Source organism: Bacillus sp. MN7755 (genome assembly GCF_054771475.1).
In genome coordinates this window covers 238,445-259,348 of the sequence record NZ_BTRL01000015.1, presented here as the reverse complement: position 1 = coordinate 259,348, position 20,904 = coordinate 238,445, and the positions used below count along the sequence as shown (strand labels likewise).

The 20,904-nt window shown below is 35.8% G+C and carries 25 protein-coding genes and 3 pseudogenes; 26 read left to right on the top strand and 2 right to left on the bottom strand.

What is annotated here, in order from left to right:
* Nucleotides 1–260: 260 nt before the first annotated feature.
* The 8 genes and pseudogenes from ACYVEC_RS17945 (at nucleotide 261) to ACYVEC_RS17910 (ending at nucleotide 6,812) form a co-directional block, all read left to right on the top strand.
* A complete protein-coding gene (locus tag ACYVEC_RS17945) occupies nucleotides 261–623 on the top strand; it encodes a hypothetical protein (protein ID WP_063222836.1) in 363 nt (120 codons plus the stop codon).
* A 444-nt stretch (nucleotides 624–1,067) separates the two neighbouring features.
* Nucleotides 1,068–1,724, top strand: a pseudogene (locus ACYVEC_RS17940) (DUF6944 family repetitive protein).
* Between the two features lie 159 nt (nucleotides 1,725–1,883).
* A complete protein-coding gene (locus tag ACYVEC_RS17935) occupies nucleotides 1,884–2,054 on the top strand; it encodes a hypothetical protein (protein WP_080468479.1) in 171 nt (56 codons plus the stop codon).
* A 27-nt stretch (nucleotides 2,055–2,081) separates the two neighbouring features.
* Nucleotides 2,082–2,564 carry an ArpU family phage packaging/lysis transcriptional regulator gene (locus ACYVEC_RS17930; protein ID WP_098555958.1) on the top strand — a complete coding sequence of 161 codons (483 nt, stop codon included), beginning with the start codon at nucleotides 2,082–2,084 and terminating at the stop codon, nucleotides 2,562–2,564.
* Entirely contained in the window at nucleotides 2,564–3,106 is a 543-nt protein-coding gene (locus tag ACYVEC_RS17925) for a site-specific integrase (RefSeq protein WP_063222838.1), read from the top strand. Before ACYVEC_RS17930 ends, ACYVEC_RS17925 begins: the two co-directional genes overlap by 1 nt.
* 213 nt (nucleotides 3,107–3,319) lie before the next feature.
* Nucleotides 3,320–4,270, top strand: a complete 951-nt coding sequence (locus ACYVEC_RS17920; RefSeq protein ID WP_098555960.1) for a nucleoside hydrolase — start codon at nucleotides 3,320–3,322, stop codon at nucleotides 4,268–4,270.
* Nucleotides 4,271–5,081: 811 nt separating this feature from the next.
* Nucleotides 5,082–6,251 (top strand): serine hydrolase domain-containing protein, encoded by a 1,170-nt coding sequence (locus ACYVEC_RS17915; protein ID WP_460507561.1) that lies wholly within the window; start codon nucleotides 5,082–5,084, stop codon nucleotides 6,249–6,251.
* Between the two features lie 342 nt (nucleotides 6,252–6,593).
* Nucleotides 6,594–6,812 carry a hypothetical protein gene (locus tag ACYVEC_RS17910; RefSeq protein WP_000930974.1) on the top strand — a complete coding sequence of 73 codons (219 nt, stop codon included), beginning with the start codon at nucleotides 6,594–6,596 and terminating at the stop codon, nucleotides 6,810–6,812.
* A gap of 434 nt (nucleotides 6,813–7,246) precedes the next feature.
* Here the strand turns inward: ACYVEC_RS17910 and ACYVEC_RS17905 are convergent, their stop codons facing one another.
* Nucleotides 7,247–7,453, bottom strand: a complete 207-nt coding sequence (locus tag ACYVEC_RS17905) for a hypothetical protein (RefSeq protein WP_063223221.1) — start codon at nucleotides 7,451–7,453, stop codon at nucleotides 7,247–7,249.
* A 613-nt stretch (nucleotides 7,454–8,066) separates the two neighbouring features.
* On the opposite strand from ACYVEC_RS17905, the gene ACYVEC_RS17900 reads away from it, so the two are divergent.
* Entirely contained in the window at nucleotides 8,067–8,387 is a 321-nt protein-coding gene (locus tag ACYVEC_RS17900; RefSeq protein ID WP_063223222.1) for a hypothetical protein, read from the top strand.
* Between the two features lie 64 nt (nucleotides 8,388–8,451).
* Here the strand turns inward: ACYVEC_RS17900 and ACYVEC_RS17895 are convergent, their stop codons facing one another.
* Nucleotides 8,452–8,658, bottom strand: coding sequence for a hypothetical protein (locus ACYVEC_RS17895; protein WP_078183142.1), 207 nt, complete (start codon nucleotides 8,656–8,658; stop codon nucleotides 8,452–8,454).
* 103 nt (nucleotides 8,659–8,761) lie between these two features.
* Between ACYVEC_RS17895 and ACYVEC_RS17890 the strand changes: the two genes are divergently transcribed.
* From ACYVEC_RS17890 to ACYVEC_RS17810, 17 genes and pseudogenes are all read left to right on the top strand, one after another.
* Nucleotides 8,762–8,941: a hypothetical protein gene (locus tag ACYVEC_RS17890; protein WP_460507556.1), complete on the top strand. Its 180-nt coding sequence runs from the start codon at nucleotides 8,762–8,764 to the stop codon at nucleotides 8,939–8,941.
* A gap of 21 nt (nucleotides 8,942–8,962) precedes the next feature.
* Nucleotides 8,963–9,811 (top strand): phage terminase small subunit, encoded by an 849-nt coding sequence (gene terS / locus ACYVEC_RS17885; RefSeq protein ID WP_063223224.1) that lies wholly within the window; start codon nucleotides 8,963–8,965, stop codon nucleotides 9,809–9,811.
* Nucleotides 9,804–11,210 (top strand): annotated as a pseudogene (locus ACYVEC_RS17880) (DEAD/DEAH box helicase family protein). Before terS ends, ACYVEC_RS17880 begins: the two are co-directional and overlap by 8 nt.
* A 69-nt stretch (nucleotides 11,211–11,279) precedes the next feature.
* Complete coding sequence (locus ACYVEC_RS17875) at nucleotides 11,280–12,758, top strand: phage portal protein (protein WP_460507552.1); 1,479 nt, start codon at nucleotides 11,280–11,282, stop codon at nucleotides 12,756–12,758.
* A gap of 113 nt (nucleotides 12,759–12,871) precedes the next feature.
* Nucleotides 12,872–13,390, top strand: coding sequence for a phage head morphogenesis protein (locus tag ACYVEC_RS17870; protein ID WP_063223227.1), 519 nt, complete (start codon nucleotides 12,872–12,874; stop codon nucleotides 13,388–13,390).
* A gap of 113 nt (nucleotides 13,391–13,503) precedes the next feature.
* On the top strand, nucleotides 13,504–14,706 hold the full coding sequence (locus ACYVEC_RS17865) for an XkdF-like putative serine protease domain-containing protein (protein ID WP_063223228.1): 1,203 nt from the start codon (nucleotides 13,504–13,506) through the stop codon (nucleotides 14,704–14,706).
* A 20-nt stretch (nucleotides 14,707–14,726) separates the two neighbouring features.
* Nucleotides 14,727–15,716, top strand: coding sequence for a phage major capsid protein (locus ACYVEC_RS17860; protein ID WP_098557323.1), 990 nt, complete (start codon nucleotides 14,727–14,729; stop codon nucleotides 15,714–15,716).
* 283 nt (nucleotides 15,717–15,999) lie between these two features.
* A complete protein-coding gene (locus ACYVEC_RS17855; protein ID WP_063223230.1) occupies nucleotides 16,000–16,254 on the top strand; it encodes a SunI/YnzG family protein in 255 nt (84 codons plus the stop codon).
* A gap of 132 nt (nucleotides 16,255–16,386) precedes the next feature.
* Entirely contained in the window at nucleotides 16,387–16,551 is a 165-nt protein-coding gene (locus tag ACYVEC_RS17850; protein WP_080468520.1) for a YqbF domain-containing protein, read from the top strand.
* Nucleotides 16,551–17,087, top strand: a complete 537-nt coding sequence (locus tag ACYVEC_RS17845; RefSeq protein WP_063223231.1) for a hypothetical protein — start codon at nucleotides 16,551–16,553, stop codon at nucleotides 17,085–17,087. The genes ACYVEC_RS17850 and ACYVEC_RS17845 overlap by 1 nt, the downstream gene beginning before the upstream one ends.
* Entirely contained in the window at nucleotides 17,084–17,452 is a 369-nt protein-coding gene (locus tag ACYVEC_RS17840) for a hypothetical protein (RefSeq protein WP_460507547.1), read from the top strand. Before ACYVEC_RS17845 ends, ACYVEC_RS17840 begins: the two co-directional genes overlap by 4 nt.
* Nucleotides 17,453–17,458: 6 nt before the next feature.
* Nucleotides 17,459–17,869, top strand: a complete 411-nt coding sequence (locus ACYVEC_RS17835; protein WP_063223233.1) for an HK97-gp10 family putative phage morphogenesis protein — start codon at nucleotides 17,459–17,461, stop codon at nucleotides 17,867–17,869.
* Nucleotides 17,870–17,872: 3 nt separating this feature from the next.
* Nucleotides 17,873–18,295: a hypothetical protein gene (locus tag ACYVEC_RS17830; RefSeq protein WP_063223234.1), complete on the top strand. Its 423-nt coding sequence runs from the start codon at nucleotides 17,873–17,875 to the stop codon at nucleotides 18,293–18,295.
* Nucleotides 18,296–18,307: 12 nt separating this feature from the next.
* Complete coding sequence (locus ACYVEC_RS17825) at nucleotides 18,308–18,907, top strand: hypothetical protein (protein ID WP_336448607.1); 600 nt, start codon at nucleotides 18,308–18,310, stop codon at nucleotides 18,905–18,907.
* A gap of 57 nt (nucleotides 18,908–18,964) precedes the next feature.
* Nucleotides 18,965–19,483, top strand: a complete 519-nt coding sequence (locus ACYVEC_RS17820; protein ID WP_336448606.1) for a hypothetical protein — start codon at nucleotides 18,965–18,967, stop codon at nucleotides 19,481–19,483.
* The gene (locus tag ACYVEC_RS17815) at nucleotides 19,447–19,866 is read left to right on the top strand and encodes a hypothetical protein (protein WP_460507542.1); all 420 of its coding nucleotides are present in this window, start codon (nucleotides 19,447–19,449) and stop codon (nucleotides 19,864–19,866) included. The genes ACYVEC_RS17820 and ACYVEC_RS17815 overlap by 37 nt, the downstream gene beginning before the upstream one ends.
* A gap of 34 nt (nucleotides 19,867–19,900) precedes the next feature.
* Nucleotides 19,901–20,830 (top strand): annotated as a pseudogene (locus ACYVEC_RS17810) (phage tail tape measure protein); the annotation flags it as partial.
* Nucleotides 20,831–20,904: the final 74 nt, after the last annotated feature.

Here is a 20,904-nt window from a genome sequence, read left to right as displayed (position 1 = left end):
GCATTAAGAAGGAAGTTCAGAACTCAAGTGCATTTATAGTATGGACAAGGTTTAGGGATTTATTCAAGGAGGAATGGATAATGTGTACTTATTGGGGAAGCGCAGTTAAAGAATTCTTTAAGAAGCGAGAGCAAGAACGAAATAAAAGAGCAGCTAGCAAAAGCTAACTGCTCGGTACTCCAAGGGGGAACAAGGAGAAAGATAACCATGTGTCTACAGTATTGACGGAATATTGAGTTTTATTCAGGAGGTAGAGGGAAATGGATAAGAAAATTATGATTCCTAGAGCGGTTGCTGAAGAATTATCAAAAAAAGCGGAGAAGTATGGGAGAGAAGGCGCAGCATACATGATGCTTGAAATGTGTGACATTAATAATAATTCGACTTATGAATGGTTAAAAGGTGAAGGGAATCTTGTTAAACTAGCATCCGCTATTGAGTTTGGGTATGAGATTCAAGAAGATAAGTTATTAAATCGTTATCAATGGAGCAAAGGTATAGCTCAGACATCAAAAGATAATGAGGACGTTGATACATCTTGGCATATAGGTCATTACGTAGGAATAGAGGATGCACTTGAAATCTTAGGAATCACGATTAAGAGCATTAATGATCAAAACTGAACAAAATAATCCTTTTAATATAAGTGGTATGTAACTTAAAGTTACAGTTAGTGTATAAACAGAATTGGAAGAGTTGTATGGGAATAGAACTTAATGAAAGATTTATTTTAAAAGAAAGTGGTGATACAAATGTATATCTGTCCAAAATGTTTAGATTGTTTCGCTGATCAATATGAGCTTTTTGAAAATTTAACATTGTGTGGAGCGGATAATGATTCTTAAGTACTTTAATAAATTTAAAGTAGTTGGTTTATAAAGTTGATTCAGAAATATGTATAAAATCAATATAGAAGTACGTTTAACAAATTTGCATAATTCCTAAAAAATACTTTTATAAGACGTTATTATAAAATGAGAAAGTAAAGAGAAATTTAAAATTATTAACAGTGAGATGGGGAATTGAATAGGATTATATTAATTACTTAATGCTGGGATATGTTTTAAATGGAAAAACAATTTAAAGAGATATTTGGTGCATGGGTTGCAGCAATAGGAACAATTACTTCCGCTATTGGAAGTACGCCTTTTGATTTTATAAGCAGTAATGTAAGAAAGGATTTAAATGTTTATGGAAGCGTATTACAGGCTGTTGGAAATGCTTTAGAGGCTGATGGTCAAGGAGAAGTGTCTCTTGAAAAAATCGGTAATGAAATCTAATCAATTGGTAATGTCACTGTAATATCTGGATTGATTATCGATTTTAAAGAAGAAACACAAATTAAATTAGTGATTGCCGGGAATTGGACACAGGCTTTGGGTGGACTTACAGCATTAGCAGATGAATTTGAGGATACATCCGATAAAGATGAACACTTAAATATTATAGGAAACTTATTACAATCGATTGGGAATTCATTACAGGCAATAGGGGGTATTGACGAATTAAAAAGTATCAGAAATGAGGACCAGTCTAATAAAGAAGGTAATGTAAATGATGTGGAGAAAGATACAAACACTCAGGTAAACAACGAAACTAATGAAAATGAAGAAGGAAAGCTAATAGATATTATAGGAAGTTGGGTTCAAGCAGTTGGTTCTGTAATTTCATTAATTGGACAAATACGTGAAGAGAGTGAGGAATTGGAAGGGAACGATGAATAGAGTAATTTAATAGAACAGTTAAAACAATAATTCTTTTAAAGTGAAAGCAAACAGAATATAGTCCGGCTAGAAAACTAGAGGACACCAATTCATTAAAACGGCAATGAAAGCTGTTTTAGGGATAGGTGTCCTTTTTATTTTGAAAAGGGAGATGGGGAAATGAAGGTGCTAAGAGATCAATTACGTGAATGGAAAAAGCAATCGAACCAATTGAAAAAGAAAAATAAGAAAAAAGGAAAAGAGAAATTTAGCACTCGTGAAATTGAGGATTTGATGGGGATGCATAGACATTGTTATGAGCGGAAACGTGGAGCTTTAAGACAAAAATAATTTAGAAATAAAAAGGAGTGGTCTTACATGACTAAACAATTATCTTTCTTACCAAAAATCGATAGAACGGCAACACAAGAGGAATTAGAAGGCTTGCTGGAAAGCGTACGTATACATAGGCAATTTGGAATGATACGCAAAGAAATGAAAGTCACTCCTTCTTATGAAATGCGTGAGCACGGTCCTACGCATGCAGTTGGAAAACCACTAGAAGCTGTAGCTATAGCGAATATTCAACAAAGCAAACGAGAAGAGTGGCTTGAAAAAATGTCATTACGTATTGATCAGTTTCTAAATCGATTAGGAAACGGTCGTGCTGGAAGTATTCAAAGGGATATTATTTGTAAACGTTATTTAGAAGAAGAGGACGTATGTGATTACATGGTTTATAACGAAATAGGAATGTCAGAGCGTACTTACCGACGTTGGAAGTCTAAAGCGTTTTATAAACTTGCTTTTGCGCTTGGATTAGAAGTTTACGAGACAGAAGAAACTGGAGGTAATGAATAGTGAATTTTGTTCAACCAATACGTGATCCAGAGCAAATACAACAGATTAAAGAGTATTTAAAAGTAAAGAGCGAACGTAATTATATCTTGTTTGTAATGGGGATTAATACAGGTCTACGTATTAGTGACATTTTAAAATTGAAGGTTGGAGATTTAAAGGGAAGCCATATCTCAATGCGTGAAATGAAGACAGGTAAGCAGAAACGTATTCAGATTACTGCAGCATTAAGAAGAGAGTTAAAATGGTACATTGAAGATATGGAAGATCATGAGTATCTAATTAAGAGCAGACAAGGAAAGAATCGACCAATCGGAAGAAGCATGGCATATAAAATACTTAGTACTATAGCAGCAAAGTTTGGTTTAGAAGAGATTGGGACACATACATTACGTAAGACATTTGGATATCATATGTACATGCAGACAAAGAACATAGCTTTGCTGATGGAGATATTCAATCATTCAAGTGAACGAGTAACATTAAGATATATAGGAGTAAACCAAGATGCAATGGATAAAGCAATGACTAGATTTAAAATCTAATCATTGCTTTTTTGTTCGAGGATAGCAACATATGCTTATCGACTTAAGAACAGAAACTTACGCTTGAACATAAAATCAAATTTAGATGAGAAAAGCTATTTCAAGTGAATAAAATCCACTCTTTAAGAATACATAAAAAATATATATACAAGCGTAGTCTAATCACTACATCATTGGTGAAAGTAGAATTCTATAAATTTTGGAGGAAGAGATATGCAAAAAAGGGTTCTCCTGTTTACAGATTTAGGGATTGATGATGCGTTTGCTATACTGTACACCTTTTTTCGTAAAGATATACAACTTTTAGGAATTGTGGCCGATTATGGAAATGTATCAAGAGAAAATGTAATAAAAAATATTAACTATTTAAAGTATATTGCGGGAAGAGAAGAAATACCTGTATTCCTTGGTGCTTCTGTACCGTTGACAGGTATATTAATTCAGTATTTCCCTGAGGTACATGGAAAAGTTGGATTAGGACCTATTATTCCACCTGAAATTTCATATCCAGTTTATCCTTTAAATGATATTTATCAAATTATAGAATCAAATTTAGAAGATCTTACAATTATCAATTTAGGAAGACTTTCTTCGCTAGCTACGACTTTTGTATTGAATTTAGAAACAATGCGAAATGTAAGAGAATGCATTTGCATGGGGGGAGCTTTTTTCTATCCAGGTAACGTAACTGCTGTGGCTGAAGCTAATTTTTACGCAGACCCTTATGCAGCAAACTTAATTCTGCAGCATGCAAAGAACTTGACGATTATTCCTTTAAATGTGACTCAACATGCGATTGTTACACCTGAGATGGTCCAGCAAATCGATGCATTTCATCGGAATACACAGGATCTTGCAGGACTCATCATCAAACCTATGTTAGATTATTATTATAATTTCTACTCCAAGTCTACTCCTGGTATAAGTGGAAGTCCTATGCATGATTTTGTAACGGTGTGGTATTTGCTGAATCAAGAGGCTGTTAGTCTTTCAAGGGTACCTATTAAAGTGATTCCTGATCAAGGGGAAGGATTTGGTCAAAGCATTGCAGACTTTCGTTTTGTTACTAATCCAGGCTATAAAACGCATAATGTAGCTTTTCAGTTTGATTATGAATGGTTCAAGAAGGATATTATGGAAACGTTCCTAAAGAAGAGAGTGTAACAGACTTTATTAACTTCAGATAATACGGATTATATGAATGAAATATCACTGCACTTCACGTACAAGAATTCGACTTTTTTAGGTTGAAATTCGTCTAACATACAAAGCTCCCGAAATGTTGGCTGTACCCTATCACTATCAAGCTAACAGAATAAAATCTTCCTAATTTCTGGTATATTAAAACCTTAAGTTGATGACCATGTGGTGCTCCCCCACATCCATCAACTTAAGAAAAGTAAACACCTCAAAAACAAAAAATGAGTTGACTTCTCAAAATAACTAAATATAGAGAAAGAGAAATTTCATTTAGTGGGTACTTCAAAACCTTAGCTTGATTGCGATGGGGTCACCATATCAAAAAAGAAAATTGTGCGTTTAGACATATTTTTCAACCGCTTCCTGTACGTTAAGGGACTCGTTATTTTTTTACAGTTTTTTATTATGCAATTCAAAATAATTAATTATAATAGGTGAAAAAAACGATCAATAGTTGGGGTACGGAAAGGATTTGAATTTACATTCTTTCTCAATACATATCATGGAAAAATAAAGTAAAATATGGGTTGGGGCTATGTCTCATGTTGTGTTAATCCTAACAATAACTAAGGGTACATAATATGCTTTCATACCTTTGAATAATTTTGTTATAGAAGGGATGGAGATTTAACTGGCTCAAATTGTTGGTATTAATAGATACCTTTGTACTAGGGCTTTAATCTATATGCGTGAGGGCCTTTCCCTAAGTCTTGTCAGGAAGTAAGGAACAGTAAGCAAACACTTATACAATATGAATAGAGGAGAGGAATGCCATATGAAAATACGTAGTCAAATTACATGTGCAAGTCTGGCCCTTTTAATAGCTGGAAGTTCCCTGTTATATACAACATCAACCTCAATTGTAAAAGCAGAGCCCGCTCAAAATGTATCTAGTTCGTTACAAACAAATACGCAACGAGATCGTACTTCCGTCAAGCAAGCAATGCGAGATACATTGCAACTTGGATACCCGGGGATACTTGCTAAAACTTCTGAGGGTGGAAAAACGTGGGGGTATGCCGCTGGAATAGCGGATCTGAGAACCAAGAAACCAATGAAAACAGATTTTCGCTTTCGCATTGGGAGTGTGACGAAGACGTTCACCGCAACAGTTGTACTTCAATTAGTTGGAGAGAATCGCCTGAAGCTAGACGACTACATCGAAGACTGGTTGCCTGGTGTCATTCAAGGAAATGGATATGATGGTAACAAGATTACTATCCGGGAGATATTGAACCATACAAGTGGTATCGCTGAATACTCAAGGTCAAAAGACGTTGATTTTACGGATACAAAAAAATCGTATACGGCTGAAGAGTTAGTGAAGATTGGGATTTCTCTTCCCCCAGACTTTGCTCCAGGAAAGGGCTGGTCTTATTCAAACACAGGATACGTATTACTGGGTATCCTTATTGAAAAAGTAACTGGAAACAGCTATGCGGAAGAGGTTGAAAATCGAATTATTGAACCACTTGAATTGTCGAATACATTCCTACCAGGCAACTCAAGTGTTATTCCAGGCACTAACCATGCCCGTGGATATTTCCAACCAGACGGAGCAAGTGAGCTAAAAGACGTTACTTATTATAACCCAAGTGCAGCTAGCTCTGCTGGAGATATGATTTCTACTGCTGACGACTTAAACAAATTCTTCTCTTACTTGCTCGGTGGCAAATTACTGAAAGAACAGCAACTAAAACAAATGCTTACTACAGTTCCTACAGGAAAAGAAGGAATCGATGGATATGGTCTTGGAATCTATGAAACTAAGCTTCCAAGCGGTGTCTCGATATGGGGACACTCAGGTGGCATTCTAGGGTTTACAACTCTAGTTGGAGGTAAACTTGGAGGCAAGCATACGTTGGTCGTCAATTGGAATAGTTTGGGTAGAACTGGCAGTCCTAATCCTTTTAAAAATATTTTACTTGCTGAATTTAGCAAGTAGGAAAAAAGGAAAAATTTATCATAGTTTTCATAGTTGAAAATATACTTTTCTGGTTCAAAAGCCCCAACTTATTTTCAAGAAAAATTTGGGGCTTTTTTTGTTTTGGTAGCGTTTATTCTCCTTAAGTTGATGGATGTGTGGTGCTACCCTATTCTATACGGTTACTCATTTTTATTGTGTTGTGTAACTCAAAAGAGAAAGTGCTATGAAGCTATTGATATCAAGGGCTGTAGCGTTTAGATTAGTTACACAAAATATAAGATATGGGTAAGTGGTAGTATCAAGGAATTGAATGGTGTATATACATAAATATAAAATGTAAGGGGGAGGTAATTGTGATTCATGTTAAATGAAGAACTATTAGAAGTAATAATTAGATACAAAAGGAATACTGGAAGAAATCCTGATGTGTTAAAGCTAAATCCAACTTATTTTAGAAATATTCTAGAAGAATTGAATTATCCACAGTGGATTATAAAAAAGAAAATGACAGAAATGAAAAAAAGTATTTTCGGTGTATCAGTGGAATTAACAGATGCAGTGGAAAAATTTGAACTATGAAAAAGTTGGCAGAGTCGTGACCGCTTTTTGGCAGGAAATGTGCCGGTTATTTTGGAATTAACGTGTTATATTTGTATTGTGGGAAGTGGCGGGAAACACAACTCATTATGTTGTTTTTAAAATTCTAAACGGTTCGTAATGATGGCACATAAAATCCGAAACCAGCAGATGGTAGTGGTTGAATGATAACGTTATTAAGGAGAGCTTTTGCTCTTCTTCCAGTTACTTAATAAAGTGCAAACAAATTGATGCAGCAATATTAGGTGATTGGAAGAAGGAGAAAACTTCATTTACCGTAATTGAAATACAAATAAATAATTGATATCAGAGCATCCAAAACGGGTGCTTTTTTCTTTGTTATATAGAAATTACACATTAAACGTATTTAAATACTGTTTTAGGTATAACATGAATTGACATCAATGGTACAGATATTAGATGTTAAATGTACCGTGAAACTCTTGGAAATACAATGATGGGAAATTATAATGATATTGGTATATTACGGGAGAAGGCGGAATTGTAGGAGTAAAGGGAATGTGCCCAGGTTGCATACCATATTGACCATATGAATGATATTGAAGTAAATGTTGCCAAGTCGCAGCTGGAGCTACAACAATCCTCATCGGGAAAGGATTCATAATATAATCACTCCTAAAGTAGTATTCATGTAATAGGGTATGCGCTTACTGAATATGGATGTGCACAATCTAGGTCTATAAACATAATAATCAACGGACAGAAAATAGGGTTACTAATCTTATGATGTGTCCATTATGGGTGTTTTATTTTACTATGTAGATAGAACAAACATGTGTATAGCAATTATCGTAGGCGCTGCCGTGATCTGGGTGGCGCCTTGTTTGTTGTTAAGGAAAGATAAGGATTAACAAAACAAACTCAACTCAACCCATTTAATGGTAATTAATTAAAAATATAGTCTAATGTAACACATCATATATTTTGTTACGTAAATTTCGATAAAAATAGAGATAGTTAACTAAGTGAAGTTTATGCAAGGGAAAGCGGATGTTTTAGGGTAAAAACAGCGTAAAATCAACGATGTATAAAACATGTTGTAATTGGAAGTTCTCTAAAGGGCTACAAACGTTGATGTGACGGCATATTTCCCGAAAACCTTGTTTACATAAGTAACCTTATCGGTAGTCATTTTGAATATCTATTCATTTCCCATGCATACAACAAATTTCCTACCACTATTTTAAAAATAAGATTCTTTTTGGAGTAGTTTTTATGAAAAAGAAAAGATACATGAAGAAAAGAAAGAAAATGAATCTTTATTATGTGACGAATGGATATATGGGTGGTTCACAAATCCATGTATATGTCATTGCAGAAAATATAGATAGAGCAATAGAATTAGCTTCTGAAAAATTTAAAGAAGATGCAAGAAATGAAAGTTATGATGAGAGACTTGCTTATCATAAAAAATACGGTTGGTCCACAGATCACTTAGAAGAATATCGTTACGATGAAAGTTATTGGACTGATTTAGAAGCTTACTGTGAAGCGGAAGATGTTTCGCGAGAATTCGTTTCGGACGTAAATGATTAACTTCAAGTAGCGAATCTGCTGCTTTTTTATTTTGAATAGAAAAAAAGGAACCTGACATGGTTCCTTAATTCGATTCAGAAGTTGTGTAGTTTTTCTTGATGATATCTCTTATGTTGATAATTAAGGATATAAGGAATCCAACAGCTAGGATACCGTTTAGCCAATAATATGTATTCCCTGATGTAAATTTATTATAAAAGGAATTGACATTATAATATACTAGGAGCACTGAAAATACAGTAGAGAGTACTAACATTCCAAAACTTTTCATGATGTTCACCTCGATTCTAAAATTTGGAACTTTTTATATAATTATACATCAAAATTAATGGATTTAAAGTGAAATATAAAGGACTTACCATGAGGTGGTGTAAATGGAAGAAGAAAATATAAACGTTCCTACATGCTCTGTTTGTAATGAACCCTGCATGTGGACATTAAAAATGCCATTAACTATAACTCATTTTGATAAAACTTATATCCGTGAAGCAAACACGGATGATTCTCATATATGCATTGAGTGTTTAGAGAAGGAAGTGCAAACAATTGGATAAGGGGGCAGGTGTTATGTAATTATGGCGAGACAACGAAGTCCAGACCGTAACAAGGCATATGAAATATTTAAAGAACATAACGGTGATATTACGAATCGTAAAATTGCCGAATTATTGTCTACATCCGAACGAACTGTTAATGAAAAGACAGTAGGAGGATGGAAAACAAAAGATAAATGGGTGCAGCAATTAAATGGAGTACTCCATAAAAATGAACGGAGTACTCCAAAGAAAAATACGGAGTACTCCAAAAAGAAACCAGGAGCACCCAAAGGTAATAAGAATGCTGTAAATAATCGTGGTGGAGCCAAAAAGGGCAATAAAAATGCTGTTGGTAATCCTGGAGGTTCTGCTCCATTGCGTAATGGTAATGCAGCTACTCATGGTTTATATAGAAAGTACTTACCGCAAGAAATATTTGATTTAAAAGAAGAATTAATAGAAGCAATTAATAATGACCCTTTAGCAATCATCTGGGAAAGCATTATGCTGCAGTACACTCAAATCATTCATGCTCAACGTATCATGTTTATTAGAGATAAAGAGGACATGACAAAGGAACTTCGAAAGAAAAAGCTCACCGAAAGCGGATTGGAGGAAGAATGGGAAATTCAATTCGCCTGGGATAAGCAAGCTAGTTTCTTAAATGCTCAATCGAAAGCAATGTCAACGCTAGTAACCCTTATTGAAAAATACGATAGGTTAGCTAATACCGAGGAACAAAAACTACGAATTGAGAAACTTAAGAAAGAAATTGCTTCTATTAAAGTTGATGGTGACACTAATCAGAATACAGAAGACTGGAAAGAGTCACTTATGAAGATAGCAGCGCGCAGACGTAAACAAAAGGAAGCTGAAGCTAATGAGTAATACGTCCTTTAGTGAATTTATGGAGATTATCGATGTTTATTGGGATGATCCAGTTGCGTTTGCTGAGGATATGCTTGGTTTTTATCCGGATGAATGGCAGAGAAAAGTTCTTATGGATTTAGCACAAAGTCCAAAGGTTTCAGTTCGTTCTGGCCAGGGTGTTGGTAAAACAGGTCTTGAGTCAGTTGTTGTTATCTGGTTCCTTTGCTGTAGGCCAAATCCAAAAGTTATTTGTACAGCTCCTACAAAGGAACAGTTATTTACTGTACTTTGGGCTGAAATAGCGAAATGGTTAGAAGGCAGTGTGGTTAAAAATCTACTTAAATGGACTAAAACACGAGTATACATGATTGGCAGTGAGGAACGTTGGTTTGCTACTGCTAGAACGGCAACGAAGCCGGAGAACATGCAAGGATTTCACGAAGACTATATGTTATTTGTATGTGATGAAGCTTCTGGTATAGCAGATCCTATTATGGAAGCCATACTTGGTACTTTATCTGGTGCAGAAAATAAATTGTTTTTATGCGGAAACCCAACAAGAACAAGTGGTGTATTTTATGATTCTCATAATCGTGACAGAGATTTATATAAAATACATAAAGTATCTAGCTTAGATAGCCCTCGAACCAGTAAAGACAATATAGAAGTATTGAAAAAGAAATACGGCGAGGGTTCAGACGTTTGGCGTGTACGTGTACTTGGTGAATTTCCTAAAGCAGAAGCAGACGCTTTTATTCCACTAGAAATTGTAGAGCAAGCAGCATCTTGTAAAGTAGAGCCGACTGGTGAAACACTTGACTTAGGTGTTGACGTTGCCCGATTTGGTGATGATGAAACTGTAATTGCTCCAAGGATAGGAAATAAAGTCTTTAAAATATAAAACCACTATAAACAAGATACTATGGAAACTGCTGGCCACGTATTGAAATTAGCTAAGGAATACATGGTAAAGTACAAGCAGTTAAAAAGAGTTGATATAAAAGTCGATGATAGTGGTGTTGGTGGTGGTGTTACGGACAGATTGAAAGAAGTTATTAAATCTGAACGATTACCATTCAAAGTATATCCGGTTGTGAATAACGGGAAGCCGCTTGATGATGAGCATTATGATAATGCAGGTGCAGAAGGTTGGGCCGTTGTAAGAGATTTACTTGAAGAGAATATGAAAGCATTTATACAGGGGGAAGAACCTACAATGGAGATTCCAAATGATGAAAAAATGATTTCTCAATTTTCTAGCCGTAAATACAGAATAACAAGTAGAGGTAAGATTGCATTAGAGCGAAAAGAAGAAATGAAGAAACGCGGATTGCAATCACCCGATAGAGCAGATGCTATAGTTCTAGCCTTCTATAAACCGAAAGTAGTTATGGGTGGGAAAGTTAAAAGAGTGTAGTCGGACATTAATTGTTCGGCTATTTCTTTTGCTCTTTATTTATAGAAGAAAGGAGGACATACAAACGATATGAGCGATAAAAAGACAATTAAGAATGTAAAAGTATTTGGTATTAATAAAGCTGCAGATGAACCAAAGAATAAGGAAGACAACAGCAAGCAAATGGCAGTTGATCCATTCGCTCAATCATATAGTGATAAAGGATTAATTAAACCTCCATATGAAATGTCAGTGCTACTGGATATAAAGGAAAGTAATCCTATTCATTCTGCTTGTATTAGCGCAAAAGTCGATGATATTGCTGGTGTTGGTTTTGACTTTGCCCCTTTTGAAGAAGTAAAAGAAGCAGCGAGCCAGGAGCAGTATAAAAGATTAAAAGAATTCATGCGTAATTGTAATCCGGAAATGACAAGCTCAGAAATCATAAGAGCCGTATGGGATGATTATGAGACAGTTGGCTGGGGAATTATTGAAGTTGTTCGTAATAACAAAGGTGAACCGTCAGAACTATACCACATTCCAGCTCATACAGTTCGTGCTCATAAAGATAAAATTCGCTTTGCTCAAATCGTAAGTAACAAAGAACGATGGTTTAAAAAGTTCGGTTATCCTGATGAGTTTCGTCTTGTTGATGGTCAACCTTTAGGGGCAGAAGATATTGCAGAAAACGGGACAGAAAAAGCCGGAGAAGTAATTGTTATTCGCAAATTCGGTTCTCGTTCTTCTTATTATGGGATACCTAATTACGTTAGTTCTATTGGTTCAATAGTTGGCTCTCAAGCAGTGCGAGATTACAATATTAACTTTTTTACGGGTAAGACTATTCCGGATGCTTTGCTATTTATTGAGGGAATCGATGAAATAGATGAGGGAACGGAAAATGAATTAAAAGCGTTCTTCTCTGCAGAAACTAAGGGCGAACATCATAAGTTGGCCGTAGTTCCTGTTCCACCAGGAGCAAAAGCTAGATTGGAAAAAGTCAGCCCTGATGTAAAAGAAGGTAGTTTCCGTTTGTATAAGCAGGATAGCGCAATGGAGATATGTGTGGCCCATCGTGTACCACCTTATCGTATCGGTTGGGCTATGACAGGTTCATTAGGACAAACAACTGCTAAAGAAATGAATGAGATGTACAAGCGTTCTATTATTGAACCTGGCCAAGAAATATTAGAACATCGATTAAACAATCAATTGTTCCGTGTATTTTCTGAAATGCTAGGCGGTTTAGATTGGCATTTTAAATTAAATGAAATCGATACGGATGATCGTGAAGCAGATTTGAAATATGCAAAAGACAGTTATGAGGGTGGAATATTAAAACTGAATGAGTCCCGTAAAGTGGTAGGTTATGAACCTGTACCGGAAGGGGATAAATTCTTTGATGGTAAAACAGAATCTTCTCCGCCTGAACCAATTGCAAAAGCTGCAGATAACGAGCAAGATAACTTAATTGCTATTAATGCATTTAGGGAAAAGCATGAAGAAATAGAGAAAGCTATGCAAAAGAAGGTAGCTTATTTTTTTCCGAGCAGGGAAAACGGCTCTTAAACCTGCTTCCCGTAATTCGTATTAATAAAGCAGATGAAGAGATTGATCTTGTAATTGCAGAAGCAGAAGTTGATGAATTTCTGGATAATGTTGATTGGGATGAGGAACGACAAATGTTTGTCGATGAAGTCACTGCTACGCTACAGGATGATGTAACAGAATTTGTACAGAGTACTATTGCATCAAATGGTTTAACCTGGATGGTATTAGATCCAATTGGTGACGTTGCTGCAAAATGGGTTGCTGCTTATGCATTTGAATTAGCAAAAGGAATCCATGAAACGACTAAAGATAGATTAAGAGAGACAATGTTAAAGAATCTTAGTGAGGGAATGGGTGTCAATGCATTAAGTGTTTCTATTGCAGATGTGATGTCAGAAGCAAGTAACTATAGAGCAATGATGATTGCACGTACAGAAACAACATATGCAATGAATTACGGCAATTTAATTGCTTATAAGGGCGCAAATAGAAACAAGAAAACATGGCTTACAGGTAATGATGAACGTGTTTGTAAAGAATGTGGTGGTTTACACGGGGAAACGGTAGATATTGATGATCTATTTAGTAATGGAAAGATGTGTCCGCCAGCTCATCCGCATTGTCGCTGCACTATGATTTCAGAAGAGTAATAAAATACACCTATTTAATTGGGGTTTCATCGTCAAAACGTATACGGCTTTAAATTGGCTGCTATGCGTTTTGACAGTGGAACCCCAATATTTATAGGGAAGGAGGTAAAACAATGGCATACGAACTAAAAAACGCCGAAATTAGTTATATTTCATTGGTTACAAAAGGTGCAAATGGTCGTCAATTCGCCATTATGAAGAGTGCATCTGCTAAACAACCAAATATATCAAAGCAAGTTCCAATCCTTAAAACAGAGGAAGAGAAGCAGCTTGTTACAGGTGTGGTATATGAACCAAATGTAGAAGATTCACATGGGGATACAATGACCGCAGAGGAAATTGAAAAGGCTGCATATACCTTTATGGATAATTACCAACACATCGATAAACAACACGATGAAATCGCTGGTAAAGGGACAGTAGTTGAAAACTGGATTGCTAAAAGTGATATGACAGTAGGCGAACAAGAAGTAAAAGCAGGAACATGGCTCATGACAGTTCGTGTTGATGATGTAGATACCTGGGAAGAAATTAAAAAAGGTGAAGTCACTGGTTTTTCTATGGGTGGATTTGGTGAACGTGTAGAAATCGCAAAAGCAGATGATCTTACTCGTGAAGAGAAAGGCATTATTCGTAAAATGGTCGGTTTCTTCAAAGGTGAGAAACACGAGATTAAAAAGGGCGAAGTAAAAGATCGCTTTGTAGACGAAAGACAGAATCGTGATTTACGTGCCGTTTTTAATTTGTTCGAAGATGTGTTCTATTGGGAGATTTGGGAGAATAATCCCGATATCGACCGAATGACAGCTGCTCTTGATGATATGAAGGAAATCCTTTCTTCTATTAAAGGCGGTTATACCATTGCGAAATCAGAAGATAGTATAAAAGCAGAAAACATTGTATTAGAAAACATAAAAAAAGCTGGGAAAGTTTTATCCCAAAAGAATCATGCAAAATTAGATGAAGCATTAGCTTTAATTAGTGAAATAAAAGAAGCTGCTTCACCAGAGGAGGAAGAAGAAATGAAAGTAGAAGATATTGCAGAGATTGTTAAACAAGCGGTAGAGCCACTAGCTACTAAGCTAGATAAGATTGAAAAACAAGTGAATGGTGAGGAAGTAGAATCGACACCAGAAGAGCAAACAGCGGAAGAGCAAGTTGCAGCAGTTATCAATAAAGCGCTAGAACCATTTGTTGAACGTCTTGAAAATATCGAAAATGCTGCTTCTATTCGTAAAGGCTTAGATCCAGACGAAGAATTCACGCCAGGGCAACAACCAATTAAAAAATCTGTATGGACAGGGATTAACCTGTAATATAAGTGGGAAATATTAACATGGGAACAACGTACAACAATCAAGATTTATTAAAACGTGTATCTAGAATTGAAAAGACAATTACTACAGGATCAGTTTCTTCTGGTTTATTAAACCCGGAGCAAAGTAAAGAGTTCTTTAGAATGGCATTTGATGCAACACCATTCTCTCAGTTACATCGAAAAGAAATGCGTAAAGCGAAACAAGGCGTACTTGATAAAGTCGGTATTGGCGGTCGTATTCTACGTAAGAAAACAGAGAATAAAGATGATGAGTACCGCGCAGGTGTTACTACATCAACTATTCCATACAATACAAAAGCACTTCGCCTACCTTGGGAAATTACAGAAGAAACTCTTCGCGAAAACATTGAAGGTGAAGGTTTTGAAGATACTGTAATGACTCTTATGGCATCTCAAACTGGAGTCGATTTAGAGGATTTACACTGGAATGGGGATAGTGAATCATCGGATCCATTCTTATCAATTAACGACGGTTGGTTAAAGAAGATTTTAAAATCGAAAGAATCGCATATTATTGACCACGCTAAACTAGTAACTGGTACAGGAGAAGAAGCAAAAGTAAATGGATTTGGTAAAGGTTCAATCTTTGCATTATCTGGTGTTATGCCAAACAAATATAAGAATAGTAATCTACGCTGGATTATGTCGCCAAATCGTAGAGAAAAATGGATTGAATATTTAACAAACCGTCCTACTGGTGCTGGTGACGCTGCATTACTTGGAGCAGGCGATCAAGTTAATAAACCAATGGGCTACGGAATTTGTACAGTTCCTTCTTTAACGGATGATGTAATTATTCTTGCAGATCCACGTAACTTTATTGCTGTTAACACATATGAAACACGTATTCGTAAAACAACAGAAGGTAAAGCTGCAGTAATGGAAGATAAACGATTCTATGTAATTCACTTTGATGATGATGCTGTAATTCAAGAAATGGATGCAGTAGCAATCTTAACAAATATTCCGGATGCGTTTGGAGCTTAATATCCAGACGTATTTTTTATGGGAACAAACTCTTTGTTATTAGGGTTTTGAATGTATACTTTTTTAATATTTTCTTATTTTTAATGGAAAACGAGATAGAACCAATAAAATCAACAATACGAAAGTAAACTTTCATCGAAAAGTTTACTTTTAAAAATAGATAAAATAATTTGTTATTCACATCACTAGAAAACATAAATATCCAATAAAGATATTTAATTACAAATTCATTTATTTGATTTATAATTATATTTAGAAAATAGAATGGAAAGGTCTTGATAATATGTTGGGTATTGATGTTATAAAAACAACAGAGGAATTAATTATTAAATGGCAATTAGCAAAAGTTAGTATTCCATTAAATGAAATTATTGAAGTTACTGAAGATGATACTTATGCTGGTGTTGAAAAAGTAGATGCAATTCGAATTGGGACACCTTATGCTACAACTGATCGAATCTTAATTAAAACTAGAAAACAAGACTATGTACTATTTACTACTAATAAGGTTTCAATTTTAAATAAAATAAATGCTTAATTATTTTATTGATTTTGTATAGATTTTTTAGATTAAAAGACGACTTATGTAAAGTCGTCTTTTGTTTTCCTTATAATAAAACGAAAGTAAACTAATAATGATTATTTTACTTTCGTGAAAGGGGTGTTAATTATGAAATTAGTTACGCTGCGATTAGGTGGCACTTACACCGCTTATGGACAAACGTTTAAGAATGGTCAAGGAGAAACAGTTGCAAATGATAAAGCTGATTACCTTGTAAGTACTGGACATTTTGAACTTGTAAAAGAAGTCGATAAGAAGGAGAAAGAAACATAATGAATATTACCGTGCAGGACATTAAAGACCGCGTAAATGTGCAGAAAATGCCTGATACAGTTATTCAAGAACTAATAGATTACTATACGGTTATTACTAGAAGGTATTTAAGAATCAAGCCGGAGAATCCGATGAAAGAAATCATCCAGACAAGTAAACTAGCTTGGCTTACTTTTCCTACTGAATCTATAGCAAAAGTAACTCATGTTAGTTCGAAACAAGATATGTCCGATTCTATTACTGTAAACGGGCGTATTGTTTATGGTTTATCCGAAAATCAATTGTATGAATTCGAATATAAGATACAAGATTATGATGATCTGCAGGTACTTATGAAGAAATGTATTATTGATTTGGTTGTTTCTGCAGTAGTTCGTGCTAACTTGCAGCGAAAGGGAATGAAGACATCGGAAAGTATTGGCGATTATTCGTACCAGATTAGCCCAGAAACGTTAGACGAACCTGCTACAAACAATAAGATACTCAATGGCTTAAAAGGGTTTAGAGCAAGAGTTAAGCCGGTGATGGCAACATGAATATGTACTTTGATGATGGTGGTATGGATGATTTATATATTCATGAAGTAGTTGTAAAACGAAAAGAGAGAAAGAAACAATCCTCTGGTAATTATGCAGAAATAGAAGAGGACATTTACGAGAATATAATCTGTCGTGTAACTACTAATTCAGCTGCAGATAATGAGAGGTTTAAGCGTGATAAACAAAATTTCGATACAACCTTTAAGATATATGCACCTGCTTCTTACAAAATTAAGCCTAATGATCGTATTCATTTTAAAAATGAAGAAATAGGCGTTGATTATACGTTTGAAGTAAAAGGAGAACCTCGTAATCCTGCATTTTTAAATCATCACATTGAGATTTACTGCGAAAAGGTGTGATTCTATATGGCTAATTCAGTAGAAATTGAATTCTCAAGCAATATGGAGCAAGTAAAGACGCATATTAACGCTATGTGTGTTGAAAAAGTCACAGCAGCATCTATTCATTTACAAAATGAAGTTAAAAAAAATCTCACAGGTAGCCGTAGCGGTAAACAATACAAAATACCACATACAAGTCGTAAATATACTGCTTCTAAACCAGGGGAAGCTCCTGCTGTTCGTACAGGAGATTTGCTAAATTCGATTAAATACAATATTAAACGATCACAATCAGAAGTATTGGGTGCAGTAGGAAGTGACTTGCAAAAAGCAATATGGCTTGAAAATGGTACAAGTAACATGGAAGCCCGTCCATTCTTATTAAAGTCATTCGAAAGACAACGCAGAGACCTTAAAAGAATGATGGGAGGATAATGTATGTCTACTGCTATTGCAACTATTAGAACGCTTGTAGAGGGCGACGAAATAATAAAAGCTAATCTATCGGAATATGGTGAAGGCGAGGACAAAGGTCCCGCTCTTACATTTCAAACTGCGCAAGATGATATGGAAATGCCTTATGTGGTTATAAGAATTGAAGCAAATAATCCGGATGACGTTGAAATTATAGATCGTATGATTCTTAATTTCGATGTGTATTGTGATAACGGTGATTATGATAAGGCGAATTTGGTCGCTACACGTATTGAAAAATTGCTAGATAGAGAAGTTGGTTTAAAAGATGACGGGATACTTTCTATCCATCGTGCAGGTAGTCTTCCTGTACCAGATGAAGACCCATCTATCATTCATATAAATGTAAAATTTCTTGTCCGAACCATACGAACGGACTTGTATTAGGGGGTAGAACAAATGAGCTGGAAATTAATTAACGGTGTTCGGGAAGGAACTACTGATAATTTCGTTATTGGCCCTGGTGTTATGTACAAAGGATTTAAAAGTGTAAAAGAACTCGGGGAAATGGTTGGAGCAACTACTGGTGGTACGAAAGTGGGCTTTGATCGTGAGTACTATGATGCAGATATTGATGGTGTGCTAGGTAAAATGGTGCGCGGTAAATGGTTATTAAAAGATGAACCGCATATTGAACTTACATTAGTAGAATTTACAAAAGAAAACCTGCAGTTAGCTTTACCTGGAATGACAGTAGATTCTACAACAGAAACTGATTACGATATTATGAAGCCTTCAAATGAAATTCCTGACTCAAGTTATCACGATATTGCTTTGATTGGGATGGTTTCAGGAAGCACCTTGCCGATTATTTTCGTTGTTCGAAATGCATTAGTAGTTTCATCTATTGAAGTGGATTTGAAAGATGGAAAGGGAACGGTTGGTTTGAAATGTAAATTCATCGGCCATTACAGTGAATCTGCACCAAATACACCGCCTTATGAAATCTATTTACCAAAGAAGAAAGCAGCAGCACTTAAAGCGCCGACTACCGCATAAATGGTAGTCGGTTTTCTATTACATAAAACTAGCTAAATGCTAAAAGGAGAGAACGAAATGGCTTCTATTTTAGAAAAAATGATGAACAATGGTACAGACATTACAATCATGGGTGAGACAGTAGCAATGCGACGATTAAACGTAACGGACGTTTGGCGATTCGCTAAGATTATTTCGAAGGTTGGACGCAGTGCGATAGCTAACTTTGCTGATTTCGGTAAGGATAAGCAAGAAATGGATGAATTAACTAAAGTAGCCGAATCTCTTCCAGAAGAGGAAAAACAAGCGCAATTAGCTGCACTTAAAGAGAAGCAGCAACAAAAAGGATTGGAATTTGCTTTCCGTGTTTTAACAATGATTCCTGCTTGTGAGGATGACTTTACAGAGTTCTTTGCTAGTCTATTAAAAGTAAAAGCAGAAGAGTTTCGCCAGTTCCCTCCGGAAGCAATGGTTGCTGTTATACAAGGGTTATTAGAAAGTGAGGACTTAATGACTTTTTTCAACCAGGTCAAGGGACTAGTGAAAGTTCAGAGCGGGAAATGGAGCAAACCAGCAGCGACTCAGATCCAAGCGTAAACGAGAATACAAATGAATATTTAGAGGAAGCAGAACAAAATATGTTACGTGCTTTCGATAAGATCCAAAAGCGGTATGGATGGACAGATGAATATGTCTTATCCATACCTTATTCGCGTTTGATGGATTTATTTTCTTTCATTGCACAAGAAGAGCAGCAAGAAGAATTAAATGAGTGGAAGAAGATGGCGTTCATTGGATTTCAAACCCGTCAGCTAGAAGAAGGGACTACGTTTAATGATTACCTTCAAGCGTTTGGGCTTGCTGGTTCTCAAGAAGATACTGATGCCGCTTATAAGATGGGTGAAGTATGGACGAAAGAAGAATGTGAAGCACACGTTGAGCAAATCATGGCTCAATTCCAAGACGACGATGAGGAATAAATGGGTAATAAACCCCAGCGAAGGGGGTGCGTAAATGCTCGCTGAAATGTTCCAGTTGTTCGGAACAATTGGTATTAAAGCAGAAGGTGCTTATAAAGATTTACAACAATTTGAAGACCGCGTGCAACAAACTGCAAATGGAATGCATGATAAATTCCAAAAAGCAGGTGAGTCGATTAGTCATGTAGGTAACAAAATGAAAGATGTTGGTACTAACATGACTGCTGGTGTCTCATTACCTTTGGCTGGTATTGGTGCGGCAGCTGTTAAAGTAGCATCTGATTTCGACGCTTCTCAAAGAAACATCCAATCTTCTTTAGGTCTTACTGAAAAAGGTGCTGAAAACCTTGGCAAAGTCGCAAAGGAAACTTGGAAAGATGGATTTGGCCAGAGTATTGAAGAAGTAGATCAATCGCTCATAAAAGTGTATCAAAATATGAAAGATGTCCCTCACGAAGAATTAGAAGAAGCTACAAAGAGTGCTATGACACTGGGAAAAACATTTGATTCTGATATAAATGAGGTAACTCGTGGTGCAGGACAATTGATGAACCAGTTTGGTATTGAATCAAAAGAAGCATTTGATTTATTTGCAGCCGGTGGACAAGAGGGATTGAACTATTCGAATGAAATGTTTGATAATGTGGCCGAATATGCGCCGCTTTATAAACAAGCCGGTTTCTCTGCTAACGAGATGTTTACCATTATGGCAAACGGGACTCGTGATGGCAGTTATAATCTCGATTACATTAACGATCTTGTAAAAGAGTTCGGTATTCGTGTACAGGATGGTTCTAAAGGTGTATCTGATGCCTTTGCTGAAATGTCTCCCGAAACACAAAAAGTATGGGATAACTTCAATAAAGGTAAAGGAACTTCTGCAGATGTATTTAATGCAGTACTTGGCGATTTAGGTAAAATGGACGACAAAGTAAAAGCCAATCAACTTGGTGTTGCTGTATTCGGTAGATGATAAATTGTGCCGAAGTAAAATTGCGGTATTAAGCAAGAAGGGTGAGATTCCTAACTTGAACCGAA